Source organism: Microcoleus sp. ARI1-B5, assembly GCF_036705795.1.
In the GTDB taxonomy this organism is placed as follows: domain Bacteria; phylum Cyanobacteriota; class Cyanobacteriia; order Cyanobacteriales; family Microcoleaceae; genus Microcoleus.
This window is the reverse complement of the sequence record NZ_JAUBVK010000007.1, coordinates 129,735-151,709: the sequence shown is the minus strand read 5'-3', so window position 1 is coordinate 151,709 and position 21,975 is coordinate 129,735. Positions and strand designations below refer to the sequence as shown.

Below are 21,975 nucleotides of genomic sequence, written 5' to 3'. Positions count from 1 at the left end.
AGCTTTATGAAATTAATCGCCACTCGCGAGCATCCACAAACTGATCCAAATGCCCCATATTTGTTGTCGCAATTACAACCTCATTCCCCTCATTTGCTTGCAATATTGCTTGAGCCGCCAGAATCACATCACCGTCAAGTGAATTGGGATCTGCAGTTGGCCTTCCCCTCAGTCGTGCATCCGCCCACAACTGAGCCGCGAGAAGCATTGCGTCTGTAGAAATAGGAAGGTATTGAATGAGAGTTTTGAGTAAATCAAGCTGTCGGATACCGGCCACCTTACCAGCACGAATTAACTCGCGTCGCACCTCATAGTCAGCAAGTTCAGGCAGTACAGGTTTGTAGCCCCTCAACGGTAAAGAGTCCAGCCAAAGTTGGCACTCTAAAGTTAGGGGCGTGGATCTGGGATTTGTTACCATTCCGAGAGGGCCTGAATCCAGTAAAACTATTCTGCTCATAGATCTAGTTTATTAGATAGAAACACCACCTTCATCTAAAGCCTTACTGAGAATTTCCCAGGTTTCTTTTTGCTCCTGTTCGTCTCCCTCTTCTCGCCATAACCTCAGCGTTTCGCTCAAAGCTTTCTGCCTTGCTGCATCCACAACTGGATCGGGGTTTTTCAGATCGTGCTTAACTTTTTCCCAAGCATCTACTGGTTCGGCTTTAATCATCACACTTTCGCGAAACAGGCGAATAATCTCTAGTAAATTCGGCCAATATGCTTGAGGAATTTTATCAATCTCTAAAACGAGCCATTCCATAGACGCTTTGGGCCCTGAAACAGAGCTAGCAGGAGGAGATTCGCTTTCTTTCTCCGCTACAGAAATAGCTGCGGATGCTTCCGGGGATGAAACAGAGCTAGCTGGCGGGAGTTCGCTTTCTTTTACTTGTTCAGACATAATCATCTCCTTAGTATCACTTACTCTTTAGTTTAGCAAAATAGTCTATGTTGAAATTTGTTACTCGTCACAACTTGAACTTTACGAGATTAATCGCCATTCACGAGCATCCACAAACTGAGACAAATGCCCCACATTTGTTGTAGCAATTACCACCTCATTCCCTGCATTTGCCTCCAATATTGCTTGAGCAGCCAGAATCACATCGCCGTCAAGTGCATTGGGTTCTGCTGTCGGCCTTCCTCTCTTTCGTGCATCCGCCCACAACTGAGCAGCTAGAAGCATTACCTCCGTAGTCAAAGGACGGTAGGGGATTTGCGATTTAAGTTCATCAAGTCGTCTAATACCTGCCGCCTTACCTGCACGAATTAATTCGCGCCTTACCTCATAGTCAGCAATTTCACGAAGCATTACAATATAACCTTTAAGTGGCAAAGATTGCAGCCAGAGCTTACCCTCTTGATATAAAGGAGAGGCGGCTTTGGGATTTGTAACAATTCCTAAAGGCCCAGAATCTAACAAAACTATTTTGCTCATGGACTATATATGCACCGGGTTTTCTTCTAGTGCCTTGCGGAGAACTTCAGCAGTTTCTGTTTGTTCCTGTTCATCTCCATCGTCTACCCAAGACTGTAGCAGCTTGCTCAGAGCTTCGTGCTGCTGTACAGGATCGATAGTTTCTGGTTGTTCATCCTTATCATCATCATCTTCTTCTTCTCGCCACGATCGCAATAATTCGATCGCAGGTTGATTTCTTTTGATCCTTTCCTCCTTAGACAGTTTAGTAAAATCTACGTTTTCAGGTGTCTCGGCGGGTTCCGATAATCCGGGCTTAACCGTCACAGTTTCCAGAAATAACCGCATCATTTTAAGCAAATTCGGCCAATATTCTCTCGGAGTTTGCTGAATTACACTGAGAAATTCTACCATTTCATTGCCAATGCGAGGTTCGGGCGCTGAAGTTGCTGTCGCTGGACTTTCACCGATCAAAGCTTGTTCAGACATAATCACTTTTCTCCTTTCTCGGATATTTGAAGTGCGGCCCGGGGCGGGTTTATCGATATCCTGAATGTGAAGCCAGAGATTGTTGGTGAACCCGCCCCTACTCATATTGTAAACAAAAGGCGGGGGATGATTCATCCAAATTCGGGGATTTTTTTGAACCGCAGATGTCAGCGGATGAACACAGATGTACGCAGATAAAATTAATTCATCTGCGTACATCAGCGTTTATCTGCGGTTCAAAATAACCATCTCACTAAGCTTCGCTCATATTACCAAAAAGAATTGGTTTAAAGCCGGCTTGAGCGGGAGAAATTAAAATCCGACTATTCATTACTCCAATCCTCGGACTTCAAGGTAGAGATCGCCCTCAAGCGGTCAACTGTCAACTGTCAACTGTCAACTGTCAACTGTCAACTGTCAACTGAATTAATTGCTCAACACACCATCGGGAATTCCCAAAATATCCTCAATCCGAGGCATATCTTCCAAAGCAATCACTCGCCCTTCATCCTCAAAACCAGCAATCCGATCGAAATTCAAATACCGATACAAATCGTCAGCAAAAGGATTGATTTTCTTCGCGACAATCTCCTGGTATTCTTCGACTGTGGGAATGCTCCCCAACAGCGAACAAACAGCGGCTAATTCGGCTGAACCGAGATAAACTTGTGCGTCTTTGCCCATGCGGTTGTTAAAGTTGCGAGTCGAAGTTGAAAACACCGTCGTCGCATCTTTAACCCGCGCTTGATTTCCCATACAAAGACTGCATCCCGGCATTTCTGTGCGCGCTCCAGCGGCTCCAAAAATGCTGTAATAACCTTCTTCTTTCAGTTGCTGTTCGTCCATGCGAGTTGGCGGACAAATCCACAGGCGAGTTTTCACTTCTCCCGCACCTTCCAACACCTTCGCAGTGGCGCGGTAGTGACCGATATTTGTCATGCAAGAACCGACAAATACTTCGTCAACCCGATCGCCCGCAACCTCACTCAACAGCTTGACATTATCCGGGTCATTCGGCGCAGCCACAATCGGTTCAGTAATCTCGTTGAGATCGATTTCGATGATTTCAACGTACTCCGCATCAGCATCAGCTTCTAGCAGCACCGGATTCGCCAGCCATTCCTCCATCTTCGCCACCCGGCGCATCATCGTCCGCGCATCTTCATAGCCCCGCGCCACCATGTTTTTCAGCAGCGCGACGTTAGAACGAATGTACTCAGAAACAGTCTCCACGCTCAATTTAATCGTGCATCCGGCGCAAGAACGCTCGGCCGAGGCATCGGTCAATTCAAAAGCCTGCTCGACCTTCAAATCCGGCAAACCTTCAATCTCCATAATCCGCCCAGAAAAGACATTCTTCTTATTCTGTTTCGAGACTGTTAGCAAACCTTTTTGAATTGCCACATAGGGAATTGCATTCACAACATCCCGCAGCGTTACTCCCGGCTGCAATTCGCCTTTGAACCGGACTAAGACCGATTCCGGCATATCCAAAGGCATGACGCCCAAAGCAGCAGCAAAAGCTACTAATCCCGAACCCGCAGGAAAGGAAATTCCTAAAGGAAAACGAGTGTGAGAATCGCCGCCGGTTCCCACTGTATCCGGCAATAACATCCGGTTCAGCCAAGAGTGAATGATGCCGTCTCCGGGACGCAAAGCTATGCCGCCCCGCTGTGCCATAAAATCGGGCAATTCGTGGTGAGTTTTGACATCGACTGGTTTCGGATAAGCGGCGGTGTGGCAGAAACTTTGAATTACCAAATCGGCGCTAAATCCCAAACAAGCAAGTTCTTTCAATTCGTCGCGTGTCATCGGGCCGGTGGTATCTTGGGAGCCGACTGTAGTCATGACTGGTTCGCAAGATGTACCGGGACGGACGCCGGACAAACCGCAAGCTTTCCCTACCATTTTTTGGGCTAAGGTGAAGCCTTTTCCGGTATCTGCGGGAATAGTTGGGCGGGTGAAAATTGTGCTTGGTTCTAGTCCTAAAGCGGCGCGGATTTTGTCGGTTAAGGTGCGTCCGATTAATAGCGGAATTCGGCCGCCGGCGCGAACTTCGTCTAATATTGTGTCGGGTTTGAGGGTGAAGGTGGAGATGATTTCTCCGGCTTCGTTGGTGATTTCGCCTTTGTAGGGATGGATGGTGATTACCATGCCGGTTTCCATTTTGGCGACATCGCATTCGATCGGCAATGCGCCGGAATCTTCAGCGGTATTGAAGAAAATCGGGGCGATCGCGCTTCCGAGAATATATCCGCCGCTGCGCTTGTTGGGCACAAACGGAATATCGTTGCCGATGTGCCACAGCACGGAGTTAATCGCCGATTTCCGCGAGGAACCGGTACCGACAACATCGCCGACGTAGGCGACGGGATGGCCTTTTTGCTTCAATTGGGCGATCGTTTCTAAGGCTCCGGGCATCTTGCTTTCGAGCATCGCCAAAGCGTGCAAAGGAATGTCCGGCCGCGTGGTAGCCTGAGGTGCGGGAGACAAATCGTCGGTATTGGTTTCTCCGGGCACTTTGAAGACTGTAACGGTAATGGCCTGCGGCAGTTCGGGGCGGCCGGTAAACCACTCGGCATCAGCCCAAGAATCGACTACTTGCTTGGCGTAGGGATTGGTATCCGACAGGGCGAGAATGTCGTGGAAGGCGTCGAATACTAACAGCGTTTTGCTCAATGCGCGGGCTGCGGTGGCGGGAATGGCGACTTCGGCAGTAGGATTGAGCAAATCGATTAATGATTGGACGTTGTAACCGCCCATCATTGTCCCCAGCAGGTAAACTGCCCATTTGGGAGCAATTAGGGGGCTGTGGATTTCGCCTTTGGCGATGCCGGTTAAAAAACCTGCTTTGACGTAGGCGGCGCTGTCTACGCCGGGGGGCACGCGATCGCGCAATAATTCGATTAAGGCTTCTTCTTCCCCCGGTGGCGGATTTTTCAGCAATTCGCAAAGTTCTGAGGTTTGCTGGGCGTCTAGCGGCAGCGGTGGAATTCCCAATGCGGCGCGTTCGGCAGCGTTACGGCGGTAAGATTCAAGCATTTGTCTTTTCTCCTCGGATAGTGTTCGGTGGTTGGCAAGCAAGTGACATTACTTTTTAGATTAGGGGCTGGTGCTCTCTTCTTGGGCAAAGTGCCCCGCCATACATGAAAACTTAACGCAACTTGAGAAACTGTAGATATTCATACTAAAGACAGATGTGTTCTCCATCTGGAGTGCAGCTCAAACTCCAGCCGAGCAGTTTTGGGGCGTTTAGTTGCATTGTTCTGGTTAAGATTAATGTTGTGGGGGTACTGTCGATCGTCCTCTGCATCTGAAATCGTCTGAAATCGCCAGTTACCACAACTTTAAAAAAGTTATCCGCTCAATGGATCAATTAAAAAATGGAAAGTTTTATCCCTGAAAACTGTGAACACTATCAGGGCTGTGCCTCCAAGCCAGACTTGTACGAAGAACTGCAAGGAACCAAAGAATTGCTGCTGACGATCGCCAATTCGATGCCGATGCCCCTGATCGTCAGCAGTCTGGCTGACGGCACAATTCTTTATAGCAACGATTTATGTCATCAGGCTTTCGAGATCAAAGCATTCCAATCGATCGACCGCCAAAAAGCCTCCATGCTCTACAACAATCCCGCAGACCGCCAGGAACTGCTGGATGTTCTCGCCCGTAACGGACAGGTCCGCGAGACAGAAGTCCGCCTCAAAAAAGCTGACGGCACGCTGTTTTGGGCAACTGTATCGATGCGGTATTTGACATTGCTGTCGGAAAAAGCTGTGCTGTCGGTGTTCTGCGACATTACCGAGCGCAAGCGAGCCTGCAAGAAGGAACAGGAATTGCTCGCGTCAATCCACTTGCGGGCCCGCCAGCAAGCGGCCGTCGCTTACTTGGGGCAGCAGGCCCTGGCCGAAACAGATTTGTCCGCACTGATGGACAAAGCTGCGGTTTTAATTGCTCAAACGCTGGACGTTGATTATTGTCAGTTGTTAGAACTGTTGCCCTCAGGCCATGCTTTTCTGCTGCGCTCCGGGGTTGGCTGGCAGCCCGGGCTCGTCGGCAGGGCCACTGTTACCGCTTCTGCCCGATCGCAAGCAGGTTACACATTGCTAGTGGGCCAAGCGACGATCGTCGAAGATTTGCGGGTGGAAACGCGCTTTAGCGAGTTGCCGCTGCTGCACAACCACCGGGCTGTCAGCGGCGTGACTGTCATCGTTCCCGGCAATCGGGGGCCCGAGAAAAGGAACTGGGGACAAGCAGAACCAGCGAACACTTCTTCCTCGCAGGCCTGGGGCGTTTTGGGGGTTCACACCAACCAAGGGCGGGTTTTCAGTCAAGATGACGTTTATTTTGTAGAAGCGATCGCCAACCTGTTAGCTGCGGCGATCGAGCGCATTCGATCGCAAGAGCGCTTGCAAATAATGGAACGGGCGATCGAAAGTTGCAGCAACGGCATTGCAATCACCGACGCCACCGTTGCAGATAATCCGATTATTTATGTCAATCCCAGTTTTGAGCGGATCACCGGTTATAGCAGAGACGAGTTAATTGGGAAAAATTGCCGATTTTTGCTGGGGGGCGACACGGACACCGCCGCTGCCAAACAATTGCGAATTGCGATTGAAGAAGGCAGAGAATCTCAAGTTATCTTGCACAATTTTCGGAAAGACGGGACGGCTTTTTGGCACGAACTGTCGATCGCTCCGGTGTACAACTCGCGGCGACACTTAACCCACTTTATTGGAGTGCAAACAGACATCACCGACCGCCAGCGCTGGGAAGAAGAATTATTTTTAAAGTCTCAAGCTTTAGCAGCTTTTAGCGCTAATCTCAAACACTTGCACCGGATTACAACTTATCATTATCAAAACTTTGAAGAACTGGTGGACGATTATCTAACAGCAGGCTGTTTGATGTTTGGACTTTCTATCGGTATCATGGCTGAAGTTGAGGGGGAAAATTATATTGTGCGGGCGGCAAAAACAGATTTAGATTTTTTCGTGCCCGGCTTAGAACTGAAGCTCAGCGATACTTACTGCGCTGCGGCGATCGAACTTCAAAAAACTGTTGCGTGTTCTCATATGGGAGCAAAAATTGAGATGCGCGACCGTCCTGCTTATCAAAAATGCAAGTCGGAATCTTACATCGGAACGCCGATATTCGTTAACGATAAAATTTACGGAACGTTGAGTTTTAGTTCGCGAGAAATCAAGAAAAAAGATTTTGAGTACCAGGAAATAGAAATCATAGAATTGATGGCTCAAAGCATTGGTAAAATTCTGGCGGTTCACCAAATGGAAGTCGAACGCCAGCAAGTCGAAAAAGAGCGCTGCGAGTTGATAGTATCTCTCCAAGAAAGTGAAGAACGCTATCGCCGTTTAGTAGAACTATCTCCCGAAGCGATCGCGGTTCACAGTCAAGGGAAAATCGCCTACATCAATGCAGCAGGCGCTAAACTGCTCGGCGCGAGCTCTCCCGAGGCGCTAATCGGCTTTCCGGTATTGCATTTCGTCCATCCAAACTATGTGGAAACAGCCAGAGAGCGCATTCGGCAAGTCGAGAAAGAAAATAAGCCGATCGAGCTTGCCGAAGAAAAACTGATGCGGCTCGACGGACAAATAATCGACGTTGAAGTTGCCGGCATCCCCGCTACTTATCAAGGCTCGGCCGCCGCCCAGATTATTATCAGAGACGTGACTGAGCGCAAGCGAGTAGAACGGCAACTGCTGCACGGCGCTTTTCACGACGCGCTGACGGGTTTGCCCAACCGCGTTTTGTTCATCGACAGACTAGGACAAGCCATCCGCCGATCCAATCAATCCCCCGATTACAAATTTGGTTTACTTTTCCTAGATTTAGACCGCTTCAAAGTAGTTAATGATTCTTTAGGACACGTTCTAGGAGACAAACTGCTAGTCGCCCTCGCGGATCGGCTGCTAACCTGCGTGCGGGCTTCTGATACCGTCGCCCGGCTGGGGGGAGACGAATTCACCATCCTGCTAGACCACATTCAGAGCCTCAGCGACGCCACCCAAGCAGCTAACAGGATACAAACAGAACTGACTTTACCGTTTAATCTCGAAGGGCACGAAGTATTTACCACTGCTAGCATTGGCATTGTTTTCAGTGGAGGCGAAGTCGCAGCAGCCGACAGCGACGAATCGAACGCGATCGCTCACCCGGAAGAATTCCTGCGCGATGCTGACATTGCTATGTACCGCGCTAAAGCTTTGGGCAAGGCCCGCCACGAGGTGTTTAATTTGGCGATGCACGACCAAACTCTGTCGCTGTTGCAGTTAGAAACTGACCTGCGGTTGGCTATTTTTGGCAAGCAGGAATTAGGTTCGAGTAAGGATGAATGTTCGCACTTTATTGTGCACTACCAACCGATTGTTTCGATCGCCAGCGGTGCGATCGAGGGTTTTGAGGCTTTGGTGCGCTGGCACCACCCGGTTCGGGGTCTAGTGCCGCCGTCTGCTTTTATTCCTGTAGCTGAGGAAACAGGTTTGATCGTGCCTCTGGGAGCCTGGGTGCTGCGGGAAGCTTGCCGGCAATTGCGCATTTGGCAAGAAATGTTGATGAAGGAAGAAGGAAGTTCGGCAGCGGATTTTGTAACGGATTTAACGGATTTAACGGATTTAACAGATATAAGGAAGGAGGAACAGGGAACAAGGAAGAAGGAACAGGTAACAAATTCCCACTTCCCAATTCCCAATTCCCAATTCCCGATTCCCAATGCCCAATGCCCAATGCCCAATGCCCAATTACCAGTTACCAATTTCCAATTCCCAATTATTGACCCTTCACAATTAACAATGAGCGTCAATCTTTCTCCGAAACAGTTAGGTTTGCCGAATTTAATCGAACAAATCGAGGAAATTTTGGCAGAAACAGGCTGCGATCCGAGCTGTTTAAAATTGGAGATTACTGAAAGCGCGATCGTGGAAAATGTGAAGAAAGCCAATATTGTGCTCGCCCAATTAAAAGGTAGAAATATTCGATTGTCGATCGACGATTTTGGTACGGGCTATTCGTCTCTGAGTTACTTGCACCGCTTTCCGCTGGATACGCTGAAGATCGATCGCTCTTTTGTGAGCCGCTTGGGGGCTGTGGAAAACGGCGACAGCGGGGGTCAGCCTTTGCAGATTGTGCGGGCGATCGTAACTTTGGCTCACAATTTGGGATTAAATGCGATCGCCGAAGGTGTTGAGACAGCCGAACAATTAGCCCAGCTTCGGGAACTCGACTGCGAATTAGCTCAGGGATATTGGTTTTCTAAACCTTTCGACAGTTTAACGATGACAAAAATGCTGATAAATCTCGGTAATATCAAGTCTGGTTAAATAGTGCTAAAGACACCCTTGAAAATAGAAATCTTATTAAAGACTTTCGCTGCACCATCAAGCTTCTTAACTACTTTTGATCCGAGCAATATCGCGAGACGGAGGCGCACCGAATAACCGCCTGTATTCACGGCTGAACTGTGACGGGCTTTCATAACCCACATCATAGGCAGCACGGGCTGCATTGGAGTTTTCGGCAAGCATCAGGCGGCGCGCTTCTAATAGTCTTAATTGCTTTTGATATTGAATTGGACTCATAGATGTCACTTGCTTGAAATGGTGATGGAAAGACGAAGGAGACATATTAACCCGATCGGCTAGAGCCTCAACCCGTATCGGCTGTGTAAAATCGGCTTTGATGAGTTGTATCACCTCAGCAATGCGCTGCATATTGCTGCCGGATGTCGCAATCTGGCGGACAGCTTCGCCTTGTTCACCTATTAACAGGCGATAATAAATTTCGCGGATAATCATCGGTGCCAAGATAGAAATATCCTGGGGCGTATCCAACAGTCTTGTCAGTCGGATCGCACAATCGAGTAACGGTGCATCGGCGTTGCTGACGAACAAGCCTCTAACCGAGTCTTCTTTCTGACGCACGCTGGGACTGGTTTGGGCAATAATATCGCAGAGTTGGCGCGGATCTAGATTCAGCTTAAATCCCAAATACGGCTTGTCTGAAGTTGCCTCTACCACAAATCCGCACAGGGGCAAATCAACCGAGAGCACAATATATTGAGCCGCACCATAAAGATAGGTTTCCTCACCCAACAATGCTTTTTTCTTGCCCTGAACGACTATGCCAAGAACAGGTTCACTGAGAACGGGTGGTGCGGCACAGACAGAAGATCCCCGCATAAATTCCAGCTTGTCTATATCTGTTTTATGAAAACCGTCTCCCTTGCCGTTGGTGTTTCGGGTTAGCAATGCTGTGAGTTCTTTACACTGATTGCCGATCCTCTTCGAGGGCTTCGCTAACGCATCGTGGTTGAGTATTTCAATCGCCATGCTGTTTTTTTGACTAATTTAATCGCTTTCTTCTGAGCATTATAGAGTGTGTTTTGGAGGATTAGGCAATAAAGCGCGAGGTCTGTGCATTGGAAATGCTTGCTTTTACTCATAGGATGAACACATCCGAATGAAACCATCAAAGGAGTTTTCAATGTCGAATGTCAATGGAAAGGTGATTATTATTACAGGAGCCAGCAGTGGCATTGGTGAAGCCACTGCTCGGATGTTGGCCCATCAAGGTGCAAAAGTGGTTTTGGGCGCACGTCGCACCGATCGCCTAAACGCAATTACCACAGACATTCGCGCTGCGGGTGGAACTGCTGAATACCAGGCGCTTGATGTGACAAAACAAAGTCAATTGAAAGAAATTGTTGAATTTACCCAGCATAAGTTTGGTCGCGTGGATGTCTTGATTAACAATGCTGGCGTGATGCCACTCTCTACGCTCGATCGACTGAAGGTTGAGGAATGGGATCGCACGATCGATGTTAACATCAAAGGCGTTCTCTACGGCATCGCGGCAGTCCTGCCGGTGATGAAAGCGCAAAAATCGGGGCAGATTATCAATATTTCCTCGATCGGCGGACACGCGGTGTCTCCTACTGCTGCGGTTTACTGTGCTACTAAATTTGCTGTGGGAGCAATCTCCGAAGGATTGAGACAAGAAGTCGGCGGCGATCTGCGGGTGACTGTGATTTCTCCGGGAGTTACGGAATCGGAATTAGCCGATAGCATCAGTGATGAAAATGCCAGAATTGGGATGAAAGAATTCCGAAGAATCTGTATTCCGGCGGATGCGATCGCGCGATCGATTGTATTTGCGATCGAACAACCCGATGATGTCGATGTCAGCGAGATAATTGTCCGCCCCACGGCTAGCCCTTACTGATTGTGAAGCATTGGATATCAGTAAACGCAAAACACTCAACCAAAAAACCATAAAACAATGACTGCTAAAAATACCATCCAACCCCGTCAACTCGGCTCCACAGGTCCAACTATTTTCCCGTTAGCCCTCGGATGTATGGGGATGTCTGGGCTATATGGTTCATCAGACGATGTTGAAAGCATTGCTACGATCCATGCTGCGATCGATCGCGGTATCACGTTATTGGATACAGGTGACTTTTATGGATGCGGACACAACGAGATGCTGATTGGTCGGGCGCTCAAAGACCGCCGCGATCGCGCTACGATCTCTGTCAAATTCGGTGCTTTGCGATCGCCTGATGGCGGCTGGACTGGTGTAGATGGGCGACCCGCATCTGTGAAAAACTTTGCAGCCTATAGCCTGAATCGGCTTGGAGTCGAGCATATCGACATCTACCGTCTGGCGCGACTCGATCCCAATGTGCCGATCGAGGATACCATTGGCGCGATCGCCGATCTCGTCAAAGCAGGCTACGTCCGCCATATCGGGCTGTCGGAGGTGGGTGCAGAAACAATTCGCCGCGCTCACGCGGTGCACCCCATCAGTGACCTTCAAATCGAATATTCCCTGATTAGCCGCGGCCCTGAAACTGAAATCTTTCCGGTGCTTGAAGAACTCGGCATTGGAGTGACAGCCTATGGCGTGCTCTCGCGGGGATTGCTGAGTGGTTCCATCCCCACCGCACCCAATGACTTCCGTGCCTTCTTGCCCCGATTCAGCGGTGAAAACCTGGTTCAGAACCAGCGTTTAGTTGAACAACTCAAGCAAATTGCTGCGGAGAAAAAAGTTAGCCCGACCCAAATTGCTATTGCTTGGGTACTTGCCAAAAGTACAAACATTGTACCAGTAATGGGTGCTCGCAAACGCACTCAATTGTCGGAATCTTTGGCAGCCCTTGAGATAAACTTATCCTCTGAGGATTTGACTCAGATTGAAGCGGTGATTTCTCCATCTGCGATCGCTGGCACGCGCTACGACGAACATCAGATGAAGATGCTAGATAGTGAAAGTGCATAGGCTTCCTTCAGTCGCCGCATCACAAATCGCCAGTTTGTGACTTCGATGACCAATTATACCAAATCCTGGCTCAATATCCCCTTTATTTCTTAGCCCGCGTCGGCGGGCGCAAGTCTGTCGAGAAGCGCTTTTAACCGCCGAATCATAAAAGGGGTGGGTAACTCGGATTTAGTATTATATCATGTCCGAAGAAATGGACAACAATAAATAATGTCATGAATAGATCCTAGTAGCCTTTTAAGTAGATGGACATATATATTTCCTGTCCTTCGAGAAAACGAAGTAATCCCAAAACGCAAGCGAAGTGCTTCGTTCCTCTCTTCGGACATTATTATATTTGTTTATGTCCAGCTACTTAGCATAAACGGTTTGATTCTCGTACTATTTCAGTTGACCTGGGACAGTTGATAGTTGACAGTTGACCGCATGCGGGGCGACCTCTACCTGGAAGGAAGAGGATTGGAGTAATGAATAGTCTTCTTTTAATTTCTCCCGATTGGGAAGAGGCTTTAAACCAATTCTTTCTGGTAACTGTCAACTGTCCCAGGTCAACTGTCAACTGCTATAGCAATTAGCTTTGAGCGGAATCTCGATCGCAAATTCTGCACCATTTCCCGGCGATGAAGTGCATTGCAGCGAGCCGTTGTGTCTGTCTGTAACAATTTGATAGCTAATTGACAAGCCCATCCCAGTGCCTTTTCCCACAGGCTTAGTGGTAAAAAATGGGTTAAAAAGTTGATTGCGGACAGTCTCTGTCATTCCCGGCCCGTTGTCAGCAATCCGAACCAGGACTCGATCGGGTTTTGGCATTTCAGTTTTGATGGAGATGATACTAGGATTTTGCCGCATTTGGTCGGCAGAAAGCCGCGAGTCTCTTTCTTCCAAAGCATCCAAAGCATTGCTCAAGATATTCATAAATACTTGATTGAGCTGTCCCGCATAACATTCTACTAACGGCAATTGACTGTATTCTTTAATCACCTCAATTTCTCGATGATTGTGTTTGGCTTTGAGCCGGTGCTGCAAAATCATCAGAGTGCTATCTATTCCCTCGTGAATGTTGACTGCTTTCATTTCTGCTTCGTCCATGCGGGAGAAGGTGCGGAGAGATGCCACGATTAGCTGAATTCTGTCTGCACCGACTTTCATTGAGGTCAACAGTTTCGGCAAGTCATCCATCAGAAATTCGAGTTCAATCGCTTCTACTTCCTCTTGAATTTCCGGGACGGGTTCGGGATAGTGGTTTTGGTAAAGTTCGATCAGGTGCAGCAAGTCTTGAGTATATTCGTTGGCGTGGCTGAGATTGCCGTAAATAAAGTTGACTGGGTTGTTGATTTCGTGGGCGACTCCTGCCACGAGTTGACCGAGAGATGACATTTTTTCGCTTTGAATTAACTGCGATTGAGCGCTGGTTAATTGCTGCAAGGTTTGCTCTAATTCGCGAGCTTTATTGCGAGTTTGGGCGTAAAGATCGGCTTGGTTGAGGGCGATCGCCAATTGAACTGCGATCGCTTGCAACAATTCAACTTCGCTGTCGCTCCAGGGCCGCACAGAATTGCTGTTGCAGCAGGTAATTGCGCTCATTACCCCGGAAAGTGCCTGCATGGGGATGGCTAATACAGATTGGTAGCCGATCGCTCGAATGGTTTGTTTCCAAGCAGGATCTGCAACTGTTTCGACATCATCCACTCGCACCATTTCCATATGCAAGAGTTTTTCTGCCACTGGGCCGAAGTCGGAAGCCGGATAGCGACCTCTTAAATCGGGAAGTTGGGCGCGGCGAGATTCTTTAATAATTTCCCAGAAAGGCTCCTGGCCGTCTTCGCGATACCAGGCAAAATTGCAGCGATCGATCTTCAGGAAAGCGCGAATTTCCTTAACGGCGGCTGTAAGGATGCTGTCGAAGTCGAGGGAATTGCGGATTTGAGCGGTGAGACTGTTGAGCAATCTTTCTCGATCGGCTTGCTGCTTGAGTTGGGCTGACGATCGCCTCAAGGCAATTTCTGCTAGCTTGCGATCGGTAATATCTTCGGTGACAGCTAAAAGATATTGCGGAGTGCCGTCAGCATCGAGTATGGATGTTTTCTTGGTGTGAAATATCCGCGATTCTCCTTGGCTGGTTTGAACCTCTTCTTCGGCGATTTCTACAATTTGCCCGCTGTTGAGCACTTCCCTGTCTTTGGCAGTAAAAGCATCAGCTTGTTCTGTCGGGAACAAGTCGCAATCATTTTTGCCGATAACTTCTGCTGCACGGAAACCGAGCAACTCTTCGGCTACTGGGTTCCAGAGTACATACCGCAATTCTTGGGCTTCCTTGGCCACTACTCCTACGGGTATGGTTTTGAGCACTGATTCCATAAACTGTTGAGCGCGTTGCAGTTCTGCTTCTGCTTTTTTGCGATCGCTAATATCTCGCACGTTGGCAATGACGCTGAGATTGCCGTTGAGATGAATTCTGGACAGGGCAATTTCTGCATCAAAGGTTGAACCGTCGTTGGGACGCCTCGCTTTCCATTCCACGCGGCCTGTTTCACCGGCTAATACTCTTTCCCAAAGTTCTCCGCATTGTTCTATGGGATTGTCACCGCTTGAATAGTCGTTTTTAATGGATAATATTGTTGCTTGTTCCTGGCTCACTCCGTACATTTCTAACATTCGATTGTTGACATCGAGAATGTTGCCTTCTAAATCGTGAATGAAGATAGCGTCGTAGACATTGTTAAATATGGTTCGCAGGTTTTGCTCGGAAACTTGCAGCGCTGCTTCTGCAAGGAAGCGCTCGCCGATTTCTTGTTCTAACTGGGCGACTGCTTGGGAAAGTTCGGCCGTGCGATCGCTCACTCTGTCTTCCAACTCGGCTGCTGCTTGCCGCAGCGCTGCTTCAGCGGCTTTGCGATCGGTAATGTCGAGCGCCGTGCCGAACAACTTGAGTACCTTGCCGCTGGCATCGGTTTCGGCGCGGCCTAAGGCGTTGAGGTGCCGCAGCGTGCCGTCGGGACGGTAAAGGCGGAGGTCAAAATCAAAGGGGATGCCCGCGTCGAGTCCCCGCTGTACTTGAGTCTGCCACATTTCCAAATCTTCTGGATGGATCAGAGCGACTTGTTCGGCTAGGCTGGGTGCAAAGGCGGCCGGTTCGATCCCGAAGATGCGGAAGAGTTCTTCCGACCAAGTGACGGTTTCGGTGGCTGCGTCGAGTTCCCAATTGCCGACGCGGGCGAGTCTCTGGGCTTCTTTTAGCTGCCGCTGGCTTTCGCGGATGGCTGTTTCGCCAATTTTGCGATCGGTAATGTCGAACAATACGCCGCAAAATACGATTTCGCCGTTATCGCTGCGGGTGGGCACGGAGTCGCCCTGCCACCAGCGAATCTCACCGTCGGGCTTGACTACTCGCCCTTCGTAGTGCCAGGGAGAGAGGTTTTCTACGACCTGGTTCACCGAAGCGATGTAGCCATCCTTGTCTTCGGGGTGGACGCGGGAAATGAAGGAGGTGAAGTCTCCCATCATTTCTGCTGCTGTGATGCCGGTGATATCTGCGATGCGCTCGCTCACGTAGTCAACTCTCCACACTCCATCGCGGCTGCAAAATTGAAACAGAGCACCGGGGATGGTGGCCGCGATCGTCCGAAACTTGGCTTCGCTGGCCGTGAGGGCGGCAAAAGTCTGGCGCAGTTCGGCGGTGCGTTCTTCTACTCTGGTTTCTAGTTCTGCATTGGCCCGCTGCAATGCTTCTTCTGCCCGTTTGCGATCGGTAATGTCGGTGGCTGTACCAGTGGTACCGATGATGTTGCCGGTTTCGTCGTACAGGGCGATCGCATTGAACATCAAATGTTTCATGCTGCCGTCAGAGGCGATTTGGGTCGTTTCGTACTGGAAAACTGATTCTCCCGCAAGCAGGCGGGCGAAAACTTCTAAATCTTTCTGGCTTTGTTCTGGTGTCACAAAGTCAGAGAAGGCCCTACCGATCATTTCTTCTGGTTCGTAACCGTAGATGTACTTCACTGCTGGGTTGACGAAGGTGTAGCGCCCGATCGCATCGACCGACCAAATCATGTCTTGGGAGGTTTCTACCAGACTGCGGTATTTGGTTTCGCTGGCTTTGACGGCTTCTTCTGCTTGTTTGCGTTCCGTCATGTCCCGGGAGACGCCGACGGTCATTGTTACTTGACCCTCTTCGCTGCGGATGGGTGTTTTGACTGTGCTGAACAGCCGCACTTCTCCATCGTGTCGCACGACGGGTTCTTCGGGAATTTGCAGAGTTTGTCCGGTTTTAAATACGAAGGCGTCATCTTGGATGTACTGGAGGGTATAGTCAGGATTGTTGAAAGGTGCGTCTAGGATGCCTTGAAGTTCCTCTTCAGTCATGCCGTAATAGTCGCGGAATGCTTGATTTGCCCAGACGATTTTCGATTCCGGGCCTTTGACTAATACCATGTCGGCGATCGAATCGAGAATTTGGTGATATTTTTGCTCGCTGTCGCGGAGTTTCTGCTGCGCCGATGCGATTTCTGCTAATTGTCTTTGGGTTTGCGAGTGCAATTCGGCTTGATAAATTGCGACTGCTAGGTGTTCTCCTACTTGTTTGGCAAATTCGATTTCGTCTTCCTGCCAATCGCGGGGTTGGCCGCAGGAGTGAATGCACAGCAATCCCCACAAATGTTGCCCTTGCAGCAGAGGTACGACTAAGTTTGCTCTGATTTGAAATCGCTTGAGGATTTTGAGGTGACAGGGGCTCAACCGGGCTTTGTAGATGTCGCTGACAGATTGAACGTAACCTTTGGCATAGTTGGCGGCAAATTGTTCGCCGAAGCAGTAGTCGCGGACTTTTGTTCCCAAAGATGGGCTGTATTGGGGAAGTACGTCTTCGGATACTACTTCGCCCTCGTTCCACTCGGATTCGGGGAGGAAGCGGTAGACGGCGACTCGATCGGCATTTAGGAGTTGCCGGACTTCGGTGGCTGTGATTTTGAATATTGTTTCTAAGTCTAAGGATTGGCGAATTTTGCCAATCACTCCCATCAGCGCTTGCAGCTTTTTGAACCAGGTTTGAGACTGCATTTCTCTTTCTAGGTGAGCTAGCTTTTGGCGCAAGTCGGTTACTTCTTGATACAAATATTCATGAAACATAATGTTATTTGTTTAGTTATTTTGCGGTTTGGTATCGAGGTATATAGCATCCCCATAGCGCTCTGCAAGTTGAGCCTGGTATAGCAGTTGACAGTTGACAGTTGACAGTTGAGAGTTGAGAGTTGACAGTTGAGAGTTGACAGTTGAAAGTTGAAAGTTGACAGTTGACAGTTGAGAGTTGACAGTTGACACTTGACCGAAGGAAGAAGGAAGTCGGAAGAAGGAAGAAGGAAGGAAGAAGCAATCGAACGCAAGGGTTTCAGCAATGTGAGAACGTCCTAACGCATCAGGGGCGCGGTTGCTGTAAATCAAAAAGGCAAAGGACAAATTCTCCTCCTTCTCCTAGCAATTACCAGCTACTCGCGCTACATTTCCGTATTTTTTCTAGATTCGGAGGTCGAGCGAGCATCTTAACTCCGTATATTTACTGATAAAGCGGGCGATCGGTGATTGGCTACTGCATAAATTGTCAATTATTGAGAATTTTACTCACCAAACTTAAGCATAAACCCGGTTTCTTAACGTAATTAAGTCACGGAAGCTCAGATAGTGGAAACGAGAAACCCGGTTTCATGGTCCTAGCGCGCCCGGAGTCCTGACTAATTTTGACATTTTTTTTCGCTCGCCTGCTGTTGCAATTCTCACCTTTTTATGATTATCGCCAACTCCCTCGATGTTTGCCTTAGTTTTGCGATCGACTATCCTGTTGGGAGCGCCTCTATTAAAATTTGTTTAAATTCAGCCGATCGCCTTTTCTCTAGTTTTCGCTAATTCTCGATTTATCTATTCTAACTTCGATTTTCTACTGTGTTGGGAGCCCTCCAATCTTTGAGATAATTTTTCGACCCTTGTCATTCTTTTAGGTTATGGCTGTTATTTTTTAAACTTATTCAAATCCACCTAATTCAAGCTGACTTTTCTGTCAAACAGTTGGCTTTCGTTGTAGGAGCTGGTTAAATTAAACCAACAAAGCGGGCTATCTAGGACTTTTTTCCTTTTGATTGCGTTTGTTAGGAATTATTGCATTTTTTATAAATATTTCCTAGTTAAGTATATCACATTTTGGCTTAAAGTCAAGGCGTTTAGGTATAATTCTGGCTGAGACAGAAACCCAGTTTCTTAACATAATTAAGTGAGGGAAGCAAGAGCGGTGAGAAAAATCAACCTGGTTTCTTGAGTCGAGACGGCGCAAGTCCTATTGATGAAATTGTCTAACCCGAAATATTGAGGGGATAGATTTTTGTATGGGTTCAAAACCCTTATACTTTCTGTAGACTCGCGATTACTTCTTGCTGGCCGCAGCATTCTTCAGTATCCTCTTTGCTTCCTCAATATTTTGGGAAACCACTTTGCCGGATTCGATCAAGGCGACTGTTTCCGTATCGCTGAGTTCTAGTTCCACTACCTGTTCTACTCCCTGATATCCCAAGCTGCAGGGAACACCTAAAAAGATATCTTGCACGCCGTATTCGCCGTCCAAATAAACGCAGCAAGGCAAGAGTCGCGACTGATTGAGTAAAATTGATTCTACCATCAAACAGGCAGAAGATGCGGGTGCAAAATAAGCACTAGAAGTCTTCATCAATGAGACAACTTCTGCGCCGCCGTGGCGAGTCCGCTGTACGATGCGATCGATCGCCCCAGCATCCATAAGTCGATCGATAGGAATGCCGTTAACAGTGGAATAGCGCGGCAAAGGAACCATCAAATCGCCGTGGGAACCGATGACTGTTGCACAGACTTCAGCAATGGAAACGCCCAATTCCATTGCAATAAAAGTTTGAAAGCGGGCGGAGTCGAGAATGCCGCCCATCCCCATAACTCGGTGTTTTGGCAAATCCACAGCTTCCCACGCTAAATATGTCATAATGTCTAGGGGATTTGTGATGGCGATTAAGATTGCTTGGGGGGAATGGGCGATCGCCTGTTTGGCGGCTTCTGTGACAATTCGAGCATTGATTTTAATTAAATCTTCGCGATTGATACCTGGTTTGCGGGGGATGCCGGCGGCAATGACGATGATATTTGAGTTAGCTGTATCTGTATAATCGTTTGTACCGATGATTTTGCGATCGTGGCGTTCGACTCCCCTTGCTTGCATCAAGTCCAAAGCAACACCCTGCGGCCAACCTTCGACGATATCTAGCAATACTACATCTGCCAGATTTTTCTCGGCAATTCGCTGGGCTAAGGTACTGCCGACTTTGCCTGCACCAATAATTGAGACGCGGGTTGATGGATAATTCATTCGATTAAGTAGGTATGTGCAAATAAACTGGCCTGCGGTTCGGGCGGGTTTTGCAATAATCAACTGCGTGCTAGTAAAGATCCATGTTTTACCCACCCCAATCTGATTCGCCAATGTCAAGATTGGTAGGGGCGGGTTCACCCTAATTCCCAATCAAATCTCAGAGATCCAAAAACCCGCCCCTCTCCCATCGCAGATATCCAAAAAACCACCCCTAGTCAGAGTTTGTAGGTTGGGTTGGGGCGGGTTTATAAATACTCTGGATGTGAATTAGAGATGAGGGTGAACCCGCCCCTACAGATTCGCCAATATGCAAGATAGAAGGGGCGGGTTCACCCGAATTTCAAATCAAATTCCAGAACCTCCAAAACTCGCCCCTCTACAAGATATTATTGTTTTTTCGTGCCGATCTGATATTACTTAAAATCTTCGAGTTGGTCTACGCGCAGCCAAATATTCGGGGTGGGGACTTTGCCAAATTTGACGAAGGCGTAGTCGCCGCGAACATCCATCACTTCGCCCTTGGTTTCAAATATATAGGAGGAAAAGCGCCGATCGCTGGCTTGGGCTTCTAGACTGTTTTCCAATTTTTCGCGTACAGCGCGGACTATGCTACCTTTTTTGATTGCCATGACTTGCTCTATTGAGTTTATAAAAGTATATAAATTTTAATGCCGATTTGGCTTTAATACCAGTTAAAAGAGTCGGCGGTTGATAGAGTCGGCGGTTGAAACCAGGACTACACAAGCGAAGTCTGCCTCCGCCGACTCAAGAGTGGGAACCTGAGACTTGGTAAATTAGTTAAATCTGTTAAACAATCCGTTGCCGATCGACTTATTTCTGACAGGCGGGGCAAAAATGAGTCGATCGCCCTGCTAATTTTATCCGTTCGATAGTTGTGGAGCAAGTGCGGCAGGGTTGACCGGCCCTATTGTACACCCAAGCGACGCCGCCGTAGTTGCCGTTTACGCCTTGGACGTTGAGAAAATTGCTGAATGTGGTGCCGCCGGAGGCGATCGCCTGCTGTAGAACTTGAATAATAGCTGAATGGATGCGATCGATTTGCTCTCTTGTCAAATCCGCGCACAGAGTTGTCGGCATCACTCCCGACAAGAACAAAGTTTCGTCTGCATAAATATTGCCCAAACCCGCTACCAGTGACTGGTCTAGCAAAGCTGTTTTAATTGGTCGCGCCCGCCGGTGCAGCTTGCGGGCCAAATATTCTGTTGTAAATTCGTCGGAAAACGGTTCGGGGCCTAGGAGTTTCAGACCGATGACTGTGCTGTCCACTTCTGTTTCTGCGGGCACGTACCACATTTGACCGAAGGTGCGCTGGTCTACAAACCGCAGTTCTCGGTTTCCCTCAAAGAACAGCCGGACTCGCGCGTGTTTTTGCAGCGGTTCGGATTGGTTTACCCACAGCAATTGTCCGGTCATCCGCAGGTGCACGCCCAACCAGCCGGCTTTGGAAGGCCCAAGGGACAAGGAAGAAGGGAAAGGAGAAGAATGGGAAGTTTGAGTGAGAAATTCTCCCCCTCTCAATTGCGATAGTTCTGCCAGGAGGTATTTGCCGCGCCTGTACCAAGATGCGATCGACTTTCCTTTGAGTTTTGTCAAAAAATCGGTCGCGGAGATTGAGCGGGCGATCGAGCTGTTTAACAGCACGTCCCCGCCCAAAATTTCTCGATCGAGGGTTGCTTGATTCAAACCCCGGCAAATAGTTTCAACTTCTGGCAGTTCTGGCACAATTAGCGCTGTTCTGTTCCCTGACCCTGAGGCGAACCTTCGACGGTGCCGGGGATTTCGGCGCCCGGTTTGCTGTCCGTAGCAGTTTTCGGCTGCTGCGAGGGGGTACCCTGGCCGGTTTTCCGAGTCCTCTCGTCGAGCGTGGTTTGTTTGCCGCCGGAAGCTACTGGAGTCCCTGCTTTCGTTTTTGCTGTGGGTGCTGCCACTTCCACTAATTCGCTTTGGGCGTAGTTGTTGGTGTTGACGCCTGCATAATTTACGTTGTTAAAGCGAACGATAACTGGGTATTTAATGCCGCTTTGGTCTACCGTTGCTACGGTGCCCACTTGTTGATACCAGTAGGATTCTTTGCGGAGAATCCGGACTGTCGAACCGCGTTGAACCATGAGCTTTGTTTCCTTTGCGATGAATAAACGGATAAAGCCATTTTTTTTACTTTAGTCGATCGCGCGGCGCATTTAAAGTCTGTAACGGAATTATTGTTTTGGTCGCCGTTTTTGGGTTCGGGTTTGTAAAGAAAAGTAAAGTTTTTTGGGGGCGATCGCTGGGGACAAAAATAAATAAACAGACATTATCCGTTATATACAAGCTGTGCGATCGAGTTGAAAAAAAACTTTACAAACCGTTGCCGGGGCCGACTGTCGGTTGCCGGGGC

General features: G+C 48.7%; 15 protein-coding genes. 3 read left to right on the top strand and 12 right to left on the bottom strand.

Annotated elements, in window-relative coordinates:
* Positions 1-4: 4 nt before the first annotated feature.
* From QUB63_RS13730 to acnB, 5 genes are all read right to left on the bottom strand, one after another.
* Complete coding sequence (locus QUB63_RS13730) at positions 5-418, bottom strand: type II toxin-antitoxin system VapC family toxin (protein ID WP_332945793.1); 414 nt, start codon at positions 416-418, stop codon at positions 5-7.
* Between the two features lie 51 nt (positions 419-469).
* Positions 470-898 carry a hypothetical protein gene (locus QUB63_RS13725; RefSeq protein ID WP_332945792.1) on the bottom strand — a complete coding sequence of 143 codons (429 nt, stop codon included), beginning with the start codon at positions 896-898 and terminating at the stop codon, positions 470-472.
* Between the two features lie 81 nt (positions 899-979).
* Positions 980-1,435 (bottom strand): nucleic acid-binding protein, encoded by a 456-nt coding sequence (locus QUB63_RS13720; protein ID WP_332945791.1) that lies wholly within the window; start codon positions 1,433-1,435, stop codon positions 980-982.
* A 3-nt stretch (positions 1,436-1,438) separates the two neighbouring features.
* Positions 1,439-2,122, bottom strand: coding sequence for a hypothetical protein (locus QUB63_RS13715; RefSeq protein ID WP_332945790.1), 684 nt, complete (start codon positions 2,120-2,122; stop codon positions 1,439-1,441).
* 207 nt (positions 2,123-2,329) lie between these two features.
* The gene (gene acnB, locus QUB63_RS13710) at positions 2,330-4,945 is read right to left on the bottom strand and encodes a bifunctional aconitate hydratase 2/2-methylisocitrate dehydratase (RefSeq protein ID WP_332945788.1); all 2,616 of its coding nucleotides are present in this window, start codon (positions 4,943-4,945) and stop codon (positions 2,330-2,332) included.
* Between the two features lie 341 nt (positions 4,946-5,286).
* Here acnB and QUB63_RS13705 point away from each other — a divergent pair, with 341 nt between their 5' ends.
* A complete protein-coding gene (locus tag QUB63_RS13705) occupies positions 5,287-9,243 on the top strand; it encodes an EAL domain-containing protein (RefSeq protein WP_332945787.1) in 3,957 nt (1,318 codons plus the stop codon).
* 66 nt (positions 9,244-9,309) lie between these two features.
* Here QUB63_RS13705 and QUB63_RS13700 read toward each other — a convergent pair whose 3' ends face one another.
* On the bottom strand, positions 9,310-10,251 hold the full coding sequence (locus tag QUB63_RS13700; protein ID WP_332945786.1) for an AraC family transcriptional regulator: 942 nt from the start codon (positions 10,249-10,251) through the stop codon (positions 9,310-9,312).
* A gap of 154 nt (positions 10,252-10,405) precedes the next feature.
* Between QUB63_RS13700 and QUB63_RS13695 the strand changes: the two genes are divergently transcribed.
* Both QUB63_RS13695 and QUB63_RS13690 read left to right on the top strand, forming a co-directional pair.
* On the top strand, positions 10,406-11,143 hold the full coding sequence (locus tag QUB63_RS13695) for an SDR family oxidoreductase (RefSeq protein WP_332945785.1): 738 nt from the start codon (positions 10,406-10,408) through the stop codon (positions 11,141-11,143).
* 57 nt (positions 11,144-11,200) lie between these two features.
* Positions 11,201-12,202, top strand: coding sequence for an aldo/keto reductase (locus QUB63_RS13690; protein WP_332945783.1), 1,002 nt, complete (start codon positions 11,201-11,203; stop codon positions 12,200-12,202).
* 555 nt (positions 12,203-12,757) lie between these two features.
* On the opposite strand, the gene QUB63_RS13685 is transcribed toward QUB63_RS13690, so the two are convergent.
* From QUB63_RS13685 to QUB63_RS13660, 6 genes are all read right to left on the bottom strand, one after another.
* On the bottom strand, positions 12,758-17,326 hold the full coding sequence (locus QUB63_RS13685; RefSeq protein ID WP_332945781.1) for a PAS domain S-box protein: 4,569 nt from the start codon (positions 17,324-17,326) through the stop codon (positions 12,758-12,760).
* Positions 17,327-17,338: 12 nt separating this feature from the next.
* Positions 17,339-17,653: a hypothetical protein gene (locus QUB63_RS13680; RefSeq protein WP_332945780.1), complete on the bottom strand. Its 315-nt coding sequence runs from the start codon at positions 17,651-17,653 to the stop codon at positions 17,339-17,341.
* Positions 17,654-18,608: 955 nt separating this feature from the next.
* Positions 18,609-19,574 carry a malate dehydrogenase gene (gene mdh, locus QUB63_RS13675; RefSeq protein WP_332945779.1) on the bottom strand — a complete coding sequence of 322 codons (966 nt, stop codon included), beginning with the start codon at positions 19,572-19,574 and terminating at the stop codon, positions 18,609-18,611.
* A 416-nt stretch (positions 19,575-19,990) separates the two neighbouring features.
* Positions 19,991-20,206, bottom strand: coding sequence for an NAD(P)H-quinone oxidoreductase subunit O (locus QUB63_RS13670; RefSeq protein ID WP_332945778.1), 216 nt, complete (start codon positions 20,204-20,206; stop codon positions 19,991-19,993).
* Between the two features lie 202 nt (positions 20,207-20,408).
* Entirely contained in the window at positions 20,409-21,320 is a 912-nt protein-coding gene (locus QUB63_RS13665; RefSeq protein ID WP_332945777.1) for a DNA-formamidopyrimidine glycosylase, read from the bottom strand.
* Between the two features lie 2 nt (positions 21,321-21,322).
* A complete protein-coding gene (locus tag QUB63_RS13660) occupies positions 21,323-21,706 on the bottom strand; it encodes a photosystem I reaction center subunit IV (protein WP_332945776.1) in 384 nt (127 codons plus the stop codon).
* Between the last annotated feature and the right edge of the window lie 269 nt (positions 21,707-21,975).